Here is an 11,936-nt window from a genome sequence, read left to right as displayed (position 1 = left end):
CAAAGTACCCTACCGGTTTTGATCGTCCTTCTTGTGATGGATGCCAAGAACCCGGCCGATAGCTCGCCTCCCCATCCCTTCTAGATAGAGCTGACAGGCCTGTTGCTTGAGGGCTGGATCTTTGCCACGTTGTAGCGTCTGAAAGATCCGTCAGCAGACTTGGCAACAGTAGTGTTGGACACCACGGCTGGTGCCATAGCGAATAGAGTCAGGATGAGCACAGTGAGGACATTGCATCCTTAGATCTCCAAATCTCGGAGATTACTTCATTGGTCTAAACGACGCAAATGCACCAATCCCATTGTGGGAATTTTAAGTTGATATCAGCCCAATGTGAGAACTTTGAAGTGAAGGTAAAGGTTAACCGACAAATGTCTATCAGCCAGGAAAGCTTACTACTAAAATTCCCAGCAGAAAAATGCTGTGTTTATCACAGTGAAAAATTAGTTTGATTCAAGTGCAAATTTGAAAAATTTATTCAATTTTAATTCAAATTGAACATTTTCTTACTTCAATCAAGATAACAGATGAGAAATCATAAGTCAGAACATCTATTAAATATTATTTTTTCAATAATTATTTTAATAATAGTACCATCCCTTAGCTCGGCAAAAAACTTATGTGAATCGAATTGTGAGCCAGCTTATGAAATAATTACAAATGATTTAAGCTATCCTTGGGGCCTAGCGTTCCTAGATGAAACGAGGATAGTAGTTTCAGAAAGAAGTGGCTTATTGAAGCTAATCGATGGTGAATCAATTCAAAATGTGGAGACTGGATTGCAAGTGAGTTTTGCAGGTCAAGGTGGATTACTAGACATAAAAAAGTCACCAAACTATGATCAGGATCAACGTTTATATTTAACTTATTCAAAAAGAAGAAAAGGCTTATCTACAACTGCTTTGATACGTTTTAAAATTGAATCAAATACGATCACGAATGTCGAAGAGATTTTTGAGGCACTACCTTATGTTGGGTCAAACATACATTACGGATCTAGAATCACCTTCGATGAATCAGGACACCTTTTATTGACTGTTGGAGACCGATTCAATTACACAACAGCAAGTCGCATTGTAAATGTCTTCACAGCAGACCCACAAAGATTGGATAATCATTTGGGAAAGACAATTCGATTGAATCTCGATGGGACTACACCAAAAGATAATCCGTTTTTAGGATCAGCTGGTGCGTTGCCTGAGATCTTCACCTACGGTCATCGTAACCCGCAGGGCATTTACTACAATGCAACTGATGGTCAGGTCTACATTGCTGACCATGGTCCAAAAGGTGGAGACGAAATCAATCAATTAATTGCGGGAAAAAATTATGGTTGGCCAGTAGCCACCTATGGCAAAGACTATAATGACGAAAGGGTAGGCGTAGGGTCTCGGTATTCTGGTATTGAAGAACCTCTGCACTACTGGGACCCATCGGTAGCTCCCTCCTCACTCTTGATATATGGTGGGGAAAATTACCAGAACTGGAGAAATAGTTGGTTTGTCACGACCTTGAGAGAAAGGACTCTGATCCGATTTGTCAGAAGTGAGAATCAACTCATTGAAGAACGTCTTTATCGAAACGAATTCGGTCGAATTCGGAAAATCGAAGCCTCTCCGACTGGAGATTTGTTTCTGCTAACAGATGGAGGCAAGGGGAGTCTGGTCAAAATTCTTGGAAGCAGTCGTTAGTACTAAGCCAACTCTAGGTGTTGGGTGCATATCCAGAATTCTGATGCTACAACGCCGCCAGTCTGGTCTGTGAAATTCTAGCCCAAGACTTTCCCTGCACCTAAAAAATTACAACGTACTACTCTTCCTCTCGATACCGTCTCAGACCCCAGCCTTTATCTCAACAAGCTTGACTTGGTTGTCGCTCTTGTCTGACCAATTGATTGCTGGTTTTTTTCACTTTAGCAATCAGCTCTTAAGTGAGCTTGATCTGGGATTGATCAGTTTGATTGCCTTTATAATGTGTGTCTATGACTTCTATCTTTCGATCAAGACTAACGAGGCCCACTAGACTGATCTCGCCTTTCAATGAATGGGTTGTTGAATCAGGACTCCTCTGTTGCGCTTCAGCCAGAGCAGCCAGCCAGCTAACAAAAGTAGGGGAGGAGCCGCAACCATGTTGAGGGACTCCCAGCCAATTTGATTTTGTAAGATTCCCGCCAGTAGTGAACCACTCGCAGCTGAACCAAATACCAATACGTCATTGACTCCCTGTACGAGTGCCTTCTCCTCGGGCCGATAAGTCTCTGTCAGCAGTGTTGTTCCCGCAATGAACATGAAATTCCAGCCCACTCCCAACAAAATCAGAGCAGACCAGTAAGACAGAAAGAACTGTCCCTGCGTGTTAATCAAGATACAAAGCAGATTCAGCCCAATTCCCATCAGCATAATATTTTTCCTACCGAAGCGCTGAATCAGATTCCCTGTGAAAAAAGAAGGCAGGAACATGGCGATTACATGCCACTGAATGACAAAGGCTGATGCAGAGAAAGAGTGTTGATGCGCCTGCATGGAGAGTGGGGTTGCGGTCATGATCAAGGCCATTGCTACATAGCCCAAAGCAGCACTCAGGACGCTGATTTTCCAGGAGGTCTGACGCATGATCTCCCAGAACGGACGAGTTCGGGGGTGTTGCTCACTGGCAGTGGGTTTTGGTAGATCTACCAGTTGCAACAGCAAAAAAACTAGGATGTACAGGCCGATCAGGGACTGATAGCTTCCCATGAAAGGCGCTCCTTCTACCCAATCCTTGGTGAGGAAGGCAATCCCAGGTCCAAGAATTCCAGAAAAGATACCACCAAACAGCACCAGAGAGACAGCTCTTGCCTTGTGCTCTTCCGGAGTCACCTCAATGGCTGCAAATCGATAAAGTTGCCCAAAACCAAGGAGACAGCCGATTAGGTAGCTGCCTAGACAGAAAAGGGCAAAACTTTCGGATTGAATCGCATAGATGTTTAGCAAAGCTCCCAGTAGGCCTACCACTGTCCCTATACGGAAACCGTTGCGCCTTCCAATCCGTTGCATCAGCAGGGAAGCCGGGATTCCACTACTCATGGTGCCCAGCAGATTCAACGATAGTGGTAATGTGGCCCATGCAGGGTTTTCTGCAATGCGTTGTCCTACCAAGGCTGCAGCTGAGACAGTCAGGCTGGCGGAGGTTCCGGATAGCGCAAAGCAGAGCCCCAACCAGCCGATAGTTGGCGGGATCCCTTCAAACCATCTCTGTAAAAACGAGTTCAATCCTAAAAACATTCTAATACTCAAATAATAAAAATTGTATGGAAGACCAATTATTTAGAACTAAGAAATTCAAACTGCAGCGTGAGAAGATATTTTTTTACTGAAATTTTTTTGTACAAAATTTCTGTGAGACCAAGTTCGAATTTAAATTCGATTAAATATTAAGCAAAAATAGCTAGTCGATTAAATATTAAGCAATATTTTTTTGTGATACATAAATAGACAAAATGTTTTGCAAGAATAAAGCTTGAAATATTAGGCAAAAAATTACTATTTATTTAATTTAAAATTTTAAAAATTTTGAGAATTAAAGCCACAGTTTAATCCGGAGAGCGTTTCCCACTAAAAATAGGTTTAGACAATTGGAGGGTCTAGAAAAGTCTCTCTAAACACAGGGATTGTGAATAAGAGAGGCATAATAAGAGTAAAAGGAGGTGATAAGTAAATATAATTTTAGAAGCGATGTGTTTTGTTGATCAATTATTTTCATCATTGAGGTAAGAATGGATCAAAACAAAGAAGACATGACCGCAAAAACTGAAATTGTGGAATCTGATGGCTCAACCCGTAGAACTTTCATCAAAGGTTCACTTGCGGTGGGAGCAGCACTAGCTGTGCCTGCTATCATCACTTCAAAGTCAGCAAAAGCTTCTAGCCATGCTGCTGCGGTAAAAATTGGACACCTAGAAGACCTCTCAGGAAATCTAGCCGTATACGGTGTGCAAAAAGATCATGCAGCACAGTTAGCGGTTTCAGAAATTAATGCAGGATTAACTCTGAAGGGAGGCCCAGTAGGATCAGGAGGCCTAGGTGCCTTCGGAAATGTAGCAGTACAACCCCCTCTCATGGGAGTTGGAAAAGGTGACCTAAACTATGTGAATGATGGTGGAGGTCGCTCTAAAGAAGCAGTCACGTTTACTGAAGATGATGAGATTTTAGTTAGTTCTGAAGATGATGGTATTCTAGGAAGACCTGTTGAACTCATCAATCTTGATGGCCAGTCCAATAATAATGTTTGGCAACAGCTGACTAGGAAATTGATTCAGGGTGATAAGGTAGACTGTTTGGTTGCAGGCTTTACAAGTGCTGAGAGAGAAGCAATTAGGCCAATTGTAGACCAGTTCAAGCAATTGTACATCTACACGAATCAGTATGAGGGTGGGGTTGCAGATGCAAATACATTTTGTACAGGCGCAATCTGTGAGCAGCAGGTGATCCCAGTTGTGGATTATATGGTGAAAACCTTTGGTCCAAGAATCTACACGATTGCAGCGGATTATAATTTTGGACAGCTAACCGCAGCATGGACAAAGGCAACTGCACCACTGGTCGGAGGAGAGATTATTGAAGAGGAGTTTGTTCCACTAAGTGTCTCTGACTTCAGTACATCAATTGCTCGAATCCAGGCAGCAAAACCTGACTGGGTCTTCACACTCCTTGTGGGATCAAATCAGTCAAACTACTATCCACAGGCTTCGGCTGCAGGGTTAGAGTATCCAATGGCATCAACTGTCAACATGGCACAGGGCTACGAGCATCGTAGATTCTCCGCACCATCACTGAACAGAATGCACAATTGTGTCAATTATATTGAAGAAATTCCAACTAAGAGAAACAGAGATTTTGTTCAAAGATGGTACAAAATGTTCCCAAATGACCCTTACATTGGTCAGATGGCGCAAAACACATACTTCTCGATTCATATGTACGCTAAGGCAGCACGATTAGCAGGTACTACGGAACAAGAAGCTGTAAAAAAAGCGCTTGAATCTGGGATGAGCATTGAAGCTCCAGAAGGTAGTGTTTTCATGGAACCAGCTACTCACCATGCAGGACACTATATTCGGTTGGCCGTTGCAGATGCAGAGCATAATGTTCAGTTCTTGAGAGAGTGGCCAATGATTACTCCCTGGTGGCTACACAGAATGGGTGTAAATCTGGTGGGCAAAAAGGAGTATAAGCAATATATTCCAGATGAAGATCCCTACTTCACAATGTTTGGTAAGTAAAAAAACTTCAAAGCCCGGGCATATTCCGGGCGTAACAAAAAGTGATTATGGAAATAGCACCTTTAATAACAAGTTTAGTGTACCAGGCATTGACAGCTAGTGCATTTTTGGTGTTGTGTTCAATAGGGCTGATGATTGTGCTAGGTATGATGAACATAATCAACTTGGCTCATGGTGAAATCATGATGATTGGGGCATATGTGGCTTCCTTACTGGTAACAGAAGGATTGCCTTTTTTTCTTACATTACCTTTTTGCTTTCTTGTGGGTGTTTTAGTTGGATTGGTAATCGAATTTTTGTTTATTAGATACTTATATTCAAGGATTTTATCTGCTTTGGTAGTGACTTGGGGACTAGGTTTAATAATTGCGCAAGGAGCATTATTGATTTTTGGGCCATTTTTACCGTCAATAAAAATTCCATTTGGCTCAATTGAGTATGGTGGATTTACTTACTCAATATATCAATTATTTTTGATTTTAGTTGCAGTTTTGCTAGTAGCAATGATTTACTTTATCCTCCAGAAAACAGAATTAGGCTTGAAGTCACGTGCAACAATGCAAAACCCAGAAATTGCCTCAACAATTGGGATCAATAAGAAAAAAATGTTTTCCATAACTTTTGCGTTTGGTGCTGGTTTGGCAGCGTTAGCTGGTGGAGTGTTAGCACCAACAACAACGATTGCTCCGTTCATGGGGACACAGTTTGTTGCACCAGCCTTCATAACTGTGGTTGTAGGTGGTGCCACAAATATAATAACTGGCACCCTGTATAGTGCAGGATCATTAGCAGCTATCAGGACGCCAATTGGAATGTATTTAGGGTCATTTGCAGGGACAGTAGGGTTATTCTTCGCAGCGCTGATACTAATCAGACTCTATCCTAATGGGCTAGCAAGCATTAGATTTTTTGGTAGAAGGTAAAATGGGACTACTGCAGCTTTTCCTTGGAGAACGCGATCTTGGCAAACAAAAGAGCTCATTAATATTTTTCCTGGCTTATCTAATTAGTTTGTCACTAGTGCCTATGGTAATGGGTGATTACGAAGCAATGAATTTTGCCTACTTTCTCCTTAATGTTCCATTAGGTCTTAGCGTTACTTTAGTTTGGGGCTATTGTGGGATTTTAAGTTTTGGGCAAATTGCTTTCTTTGGAGTAGCTGGTTATGCATATGGAATAATTGCTGGAAACTTAACTCAGTTGCCAGCATATGAATTTATTGGAATTGGTGGTGGTATTCTTTCAAGTATGTTGCTTGCTTCAGTTTTAGCCTACTTTCTATTTTTTGCCAGAGTTGAAAATTGGATTATTCCAGTTTTAACTTTGGTTTTTACACTGCTATTGGAGACTTTCCTTTCTCAGACTGCTGGATATCAGTGGAAAATTGGGAATGTTTTACTGGGTGGCTATAATGGTATGACTGGAATCCCATCTATGCGACTCCCTTGGATAGATGATCCTCTTTATGGGTATTCTTTCTACTACTATGTACTTGTTTTTGTTTCTCTTATTTTTATCATCCTAAGAATTTTTATCAATTCTAGATATGGTTCAATAATAGTTGCAATTCGTGAGGATGCACTGAGGACAGAGGTTCTTGGATATGATATTAGAAAATGGCAGTTTTTTGTTTTTGTACTAGCGGCTGCTCTTGCTTCAGTAAGTGGGATTTTATACGTTCAATGGGGTAATTACATAACCCCAAGTCAACTAGGTCTAGTAGCGGCTGCACAGCCTGTTATCTGGGCAGCAATTGGAGGGCGTTCAAGTTTGTTGGCTGTTTCCTTGTCTACGATTGGAATGACTTGGTTTGCATTCACACTTTCTACACAAGGTAACCAGCTTTCACTAATTTTCATTGGTACAGCAGCAGTTATCTCGATAATGTTGTTTAGGGATGGAGTTTTTGTAACATTATGGAGCAATTTTATAAAGCTGACGAAATTTTTAAAAAAAACTAGGAATCCTTAGATATCGAAATTTACTCTGTCGAAACCGCTTTGGTATATGGAAAAAATCATTGAAACGAATAATCTGAATAAGAAATTTGGTGGTGTGTCAGCACTATCAGATGTGAATTTTAAGGTTGAGAAAAATGAAATCAGATGTGTTATTGGTCCTAATGGAGCTGGAAAATCAACCCTTTTCAAAGCTCTTTTTGGCCTCACCAAACTAGATGGTGGTACTGTCATTGTTAAAGGAATAGAGATTTCAAAATTTGAACCTAGCGCTAGAGTTCGGCTCGGCCTAGGGATGACCTTTCAGACTATTCGAGCGTACAATAATCTTTCAGTGAGAGAAAATATTGAAATCGCTTCGGGATTTTCAACTGGACATCATTCTGATGAGAAGAGCAAATTATTGAAAGAGTTAATCGAATTATTTGATTTTTCAATCAACTCCAATTTTCCTGCCAAAAATCTTGCTCATCATCACTTGCAATGGTTAGAAATTCTGATGGTTATCCACACAGGTGCTGATGTTCTATTACTTGATGAACCTACAGCAGGACTAGCAGAGAAGGAAACAGGTATGACTGCTAACGCTGTCAAATTATGTAAAAAACATGGTCTAACAACAATTGTTGTTGAACATGATCTTAAATTCATCAAGCAAATTGCTGAAAAGATAACTGTTATGCACCAAGGCAGTGTTTTTTATGAGGGTAACTTACAGTCTACTCTCAACAATGCTGAGGTGAAAAATATATATCTTGGGCACTGAAATGAATGAGTCATCTATCTTGACTACCCTAGGTGTATGTAGTGGGTACGGAACTGCAACTGTTGTACGTGATATTTCAGTGAATATTCTTACAAATGAAATTGTTGGTGTTATTGGTAGAAATGGTGTTGGTAAATCTACGTTCGTTAAAACAATAATTGGATTAATTCGCGCTAGTAGTGGTAAAATTATACTATTCGGAAATGAAATCACGAACTTGCAACCAGAGCTGATTGCTCGGAAGGGAGTTGGATATGTCCCACAGGGTCGAGGTATTTTTCCAGGAATGACAGTCAACGAACATCTTCTCCTTGGTGGTTATTTGCAGCGAGACTCTAAGAAGCGTTCTAAATTCAATAAACTAATTTTCGATCTTTTCCCCATTCTCCATGAAAGAAGAAGTCAGATGGCAGGATCACTTAGTGGGGGACAACAAGAAATGTTAGCAATTGGAAGAGCTTTAGCAGGTGGGCCTGAAATAATGATTTTGGATGAACCAAGTGAGGGAGTACAGCCAAATATTGTCGGCCAAATTGGTGAGGCCATATTAAATTTTCGGAAACAATTCAACTTGTCTATAATTTTGATTGATCAAAATGCTTCATTGATTTCTAACACAGTTGACAGAGCGTACGCTGTTGAGAAGGGTTCTGTTGTTGCTATGCTTGATTCTGATGCGGTTCGGAATGAAGAAAAGCTTAGCCAAGTTTTGTCAATCTAGCCTAAAGAGGTAGACATGGAAATGATCATGCGGTCTTATCCCAATGATTGGGTAAGTGATTCGATGATGTACAAGCATGGTATTGCTAAAGCCCCCACCGGCAAAGTCCATCATTTAAGCGCTGAAAAGCAAGGGACATACGTTTATACAATTGGGCCCTACAGTAATCCCGTTTTGGAAGTAGAGCCTGGAGATACAATTGTTGCCGAAACACACGATGCTTTTGAGGGAAAAATTCGATCGGAATCTGACAAACCAACAAAGCTTCTCAAAATGCCTTATCTTAATCCTCAATGTGGCCCCATTATGGTCAAGGGTGCACAGCCTGGAGATACGATTTGCATTCACATTGAAAAAATGGTGCCTCGTGGTGATCAGCCTCGGGGCACCTGCTGCATGATTCCTGAATTCGGTGCTTTGACCGGAACCAATCTGACTGCAACATTAAACGAACCGTTGCCAGAGATTGTCCGTAAGATTCATGTGGACGAAGAGACTGTCCACTGGAGCGACCGAATCAAGCTACCATATCGTCCCCACATTGGCACGCTGAGTACTTCACCGGAAATTGATTCAATCAATTCCCTAACACCGGATAGCCACGGTGGGAATATGGACTTGCCTGACATGGGGCCCGGTACTGTGACTTATCTACCTGTGCGGGTTGAAGGTGCTCGTATATTTATTGGAGATGCCCACGCCTGCCAGGGTGACGGAGAGGTTTGCGGGGTAGCTGTCGAGTATCCAACTTTTACAACCTTTACCGTAAACGTGATTAAAAATTACAATATCGAGTGGCCACGCCTTGAAGCAGATGATTTCATCATGGCGATTGGCAGCACCAGACCTCTGGAAGATGCGTGTAGAATTGCCTATCGGGAACTGATCTATTGGCTTGAGCGGGATTTTGGTTTTGAACGCTACGACGCCTATATGATGTTGAGCCAGTGTGGTAAGGTCCGCTTGGGAAATTTTGTTGACCCCAAGTATACGATGGGAGCTGCAATTCCGAAAAAATACATTTCCTGATTTTGCCTACCTAGGATGTCTTTTCTAGAAATTCATGATAGAGAAGGCATCTTTGAGCCTTGCCAAGGTTGAAATTCCCCTCAGTTAGTTACTGTTACCCAACCCCGTTCTGTTGCCAATTTCTCTGTTCCGTTGCTCTTTAAATTTTCTTTGGTTTGTGAAGGCTTGTAGCAAGATTACATTCTTGCCGAAGTAGTTTGGTTCTGTTTTTGCCAGTCTAGTTCTGTAAGAAACGATCAGAATCGGATGCTGTTCATCGTTGTTTTTAATAGGGATTTTTCTTTGATAAATTCACAAACGAGCGAATATGCATTTCCTTCGACAGTTCCGGTTGTCTCTACCACTTGGTCTTTGCTGGCTGCTTGTTGGCTTGGGATGGATCATTCCACAATTTCTCTGGGCTTATGATCAAAGGGATCTGGGTCGGCTTCGTAATTTTGGAGCATGTGTAGAGTGCAATATCAGTGAGGCTGATCTGCGAATGACCAAACTGAACGGTGCAAATCTCCGTTCTTCTGACATGGCGAAGACAATCTTTTTCAGTGCAAATCTCCAAGTGGCTGATCTCTCTGGTAGTAACTTGCGAGGCGCCAACTTAGAGCAAGCAGATTTACAGGGAGCCAACCTCCAGGGTTCCAATCTGGAGGGGGCAAACCTGCGAGGTGCCAATTTAAAAAGAGCAAATCTCCAAGGTGCCAATTTAAAAGGAGTGAAACTGTTTGGCGCCGACATGTCCGAAGCCAATCTAAGTGGAGTTTGGTTCAATACCGCAGATCTACAGAACGCTAACTTGTCAAAATCAAATCTATCAGGGACCATTTTTTATAGTACGCGATTGCGCGGAACCCAGTTTCGTGGAGCGTACTTCTGCAATACTCACTTCGGCACGGAAGTTACCCCTCAGATTGAGTTTCGACACTGCGAACTTGAACCTCGTTAAGGTTCACAACAGAAGTTACCCTGTCACGATCAAATTATCCTGCCAATCTTCTGAGAAAGTCTCTCTTCAAAAATAAATTCTACAAGATAGAGACTTCTCGGAAAAAATTATTTTTCCAAACCTTGCTTTCCTCCTCCTTTACTGTTGTTCTATTTTGGTGTGACAAATTAGTGGTAGCCTAAATCTGCCACTGTCGATCGTCTTGCCTGAATGCAGGTGCCAGGTGATCCTGGTCTTGTGTCAGGAGTCCACGAGCCTGAGGGAGAGCCAACATGATACCCCCTACCTTTGATTACTTGGTTCCGGCCACTCTGCCGGAAGCCATTGCCCTGCTACATGAACATGGAGATGAAGCCAAGGTGCTGGCTGGCGGTCATAGCCTGATCCCTGCGATGCGCTTACGCTTCGCAGAGCCGAGCCACTTGATTGATATTAGCCACCTTCCTGGCTTGGACTACGTCCAGGAGGAAGGTGGTTTTCTGAAAATCGGTACAATGGCCCGTGAAGTGGTTCTAGAAGATCTACCCTGGATTAGTGAACGCTATCCGTTATTAGTGGATACCACGAAGATGATTGCAGATCCCCAGGTTCGGAATCTTGCAACTGTGGGGGGTAATCTAGCCCACGGTGATCCCGCCAATGATCATCCGGCAACAATGCTGGCCTACCGAGCAGAGATTGAGATTACTAGGGCTTCTGGAGTTCGGACAGTGCCAATTGATGAGTTTTTTACTGATTTCTTCACAACGGCATTGGAGCACGGAGAGATTCTCACTGAGATTCGAATTCCAATCCCTCCTGCCCGTAGCGGGGGCTGTTACCTGAAAGTAGAGCGCAAGGTAGGTGACTACGCTGCTGCCGCAGTAGCAGTTCAACTCTCTCTAGCGGCAGACGGTAGCATTGAACAGGCCGGTATCGGCTTGACTAATGTTGCGGCACTACCTACCCGCGCGGTCAATGCTGAGAACGCTTTGCGAGGTCAGCAGCCATCTGACGTTCTCTTTGCCCGTGCAGGAGAACTTGCTGCGGATGCATCCAACCCGGCAGATGACTTACGAGGCTCTGCTGAATATAAGCTTACTCTGATTCGTGAACTGACACAACGCGCACTCCGCCGCTCTGTGGAACGCGCCCAAGGGAGGAGTTGATCCATGTCGAAGCATAGCATCACGATTGAAATTAATGGCGAATCATTCACCCGAGAGGTAGATTCCCGAAAATTGTTGATCCATTTTCTCCGCGATGACCTAGCTCTGACCGGC

Annotated in this window: 11 protein-coding genes; 10 read left to right on the top strand and 1 reads right to left on the bottom strand. The window is 42.7% G+C overall.

From position 1 onward, the window contains the following. The first annotated feature begins 527 nt into the window (after positions 1–527). A complete protein-coding gene (locus P8O70_03820) occupies positions 528–1,691 on the top strand; it encodes a PQQ-dependent sugar dehydrogenase (protein MDG2196009.1) in 1,164 nt (387 codons plus the stop codon). A gap of 345 nt (positions 1,692–2,036) precedes the next feature. Here the strand turns inward: P8O70_03820 and P8O70_03815 are convergent, their stop codons facing one another. Then, positions 2,037–3,263: an MFS transporter gene (locus P8O70_03815; GenBank protein ID MDG2196008.1), complete on the bottom strand. Its 1,227-nt coding sequence runs from the start codon at positions 3,261–3,263 to the stop codon at positions 2,037–2,039. A 491-nt stretch (positions 3,264–3,754) separates the two neighbouring features. On the opposite strand from P8O70_03815, the gene P8O70_03810 reads away from it, so the two are divergent. The 9 genes from P8O70_03810 to P8O70_03770 all read left to right on the top strand — a co-directional run. Further along, positions 3,755–5,260: an ABC transporter substrate-binding protein gene (locus P8O70_03810; protein MDG2196007.1), complete on the top strand. Its 1,506-nt coding sequence runs from the start codon at positions 3,755–3,757 to the stop codon at positions 5,258–5,260. 47 nt (positions 5,261–5,307) lie between these two features. After that, positions 5,308–6,183 carry a branched-chain amino acid ABC transporter permease gene (locus tag P8O70_03805; GenBank protein ID MDG2196006.1) on the top strand — a complete coding sequence of 292 codons (876 nt, stop codon included), beginning with the start codon at positions 5,308–5,310 and terminating at the stop codon, positions 6,181–6,183. A gap of 1 nt (position 6,184) precedes the next feature. Next, positions 6,185–7,231 (top strand): branched-chain amino acid ABC transporter permease, encoded by a 1,047-nt coding sequence (locus P8O70_03800; GenBank protein ID MDG2196005.1) that lies wholly within the window; start codon positions 6,185–6,187, stop codon positions 7,229–7,231. A gap of 36 nt (positions 7,232–7,267) precedes the next feature. Next, a complete protein-coding gene (locus tag P8O70_03795) occupies positions 7,268–7,984 on the top strand; it encodes an ATP-binding cassette domain-containing protein (protein MDG2196004.1) in 717 nt (238 codons plus the stop codon). A gap of 19 nt (positions 7,985–8,003) precedes the next feature. Continuing rightward, positions 8,004–8,705 carry an ABC transporter ATP-binding protein gene (locus tag P8O70_03790; GenBank protein MDG2196003.1) on the top strand — a complete coding sequence of 234 codons (702 nt, stop codon included), beginning with the start codon at positions 8,004–8,006 and terminating at the stop codon, positions 8,703–8,705. A 63-nt stretch (positions 8,706–8,768) separates the two neighbouring features. Next, the gene (locus P8O70_03785; GenBank protein MDG2196002.1) at positions 8,769–9,734 is read left to right on the top strand and encodes an acetamidase/formamidase family protein; all 966 of its coding nucleotides are present in this window, start codon (positions 8,769–8,771) and stop codon (positions 9,732–9,734) included. Between the two features lie 307 nt (positions 9,735–10,041). After that, positions 10,042–10,674 carry a pentapeptide repeat-containing protein gene (locus tag P8O70_03780; protein MDG2196001.1) on the top strand — a complete coding sequence of 211 codons (633 nt, stop codon included), beginning with the start codon at positions 10,042–10,044 and terminating at the stop codon, positions 10,672–10,674. A 272-nt stretch (positions 10,675–10,946) separates the two neighbouring features. After that, positions 10,947–11,822: a xanthine dehydrogenase family protein subunit M gene (locus P8O70_03775; GenBank protein MDG2196000.1), complete on the top strand. Its 876-nt coding sequence runs from the start codon at positions 10,947–10,949 to the stop codon at positions 11,820–11,822. A gap of 3 nt (positions 11,823–11,825) precedes the next feature. Continuing rightward, a partial coding sequence (locus P8O70_03770; protein MDG2195999.1) for a (2Fe-2S)-binding protein occupies positions 11,826–11,936 on the top strand: 111 nt, incomplete at its 3' end.

The organism is SAR324 cluster bacterium (assembly GCA_029245725.1).
In the GTDB taxonomy this organism is placed as follows: domain Bacteria; phylum SAR324; class SAR324; order SAR324; family NAC60-12; genus JCVI-SCAAA005.
This window is presented reverse-complemented; position numbering and strand designations above follow the sequence as displayed.

Coding starts and splice junctions, on each gene's coding strand:
- P8O70_03820 (MDG2196009.1), top strand. CDS start 528: ATGAGAAATCATAAGTCAGAACATCTATTAAATATTATTTTTTCAATA.
- P8O70_03815 (MDG2196008.1), bottom strand. CDS start 3,263: ATGTTTTTAGGATTGAACTCGTTTTTACAGAGATGGTTTGAAGGGATC.
- P8O70_03810 (MDG2196007.1), top strand. CDS start 3,755: ATGGATCAAAACAAAGAAGACATGACCGCAAAAACTGAAATTGTGGAA.
- P8O70_03805 (MDG2196006.1), top strand. CDS start 5,308: ATGGAAATAGCACCTTTAATAACAAGTTTAGTGTACCAGGCATTGACA.
- P8O70_03800 (MDG2196005.1), top strand. CDS start 6,185: ATGGGACTACTGCAGCTTTTCCTTGGAGAACGCGATCTTGGCAAACAA.
- P8O70_03795 (MDG2196004.1), top strand. CDS start 7,268: ATGGAAAAAATCATTGAAACGAATAATCTGAATAAGAAATTTGGTGGT.
- P8O70_03785 (MDG2196002.1), top strand. CDS start 8,769: ATGATGTACAAGCATGGTATTGCTAAAGCCCCCACCGGCAAAGTCCAT.
- P8O70_03780 (MDG2196001.1), top strand. CDS start 10,042: ATGCATTTCCTTCGACAGTTCCGGTTGTCTCTACCACTTGGTCTTTGC.
- P8O70_03775 (MDG2196000.1), top strand. CDS start 10,947: ATGATACCCCCTACCTTTGATTACTTGGTTCCGGCCACTCTGCCGGAA.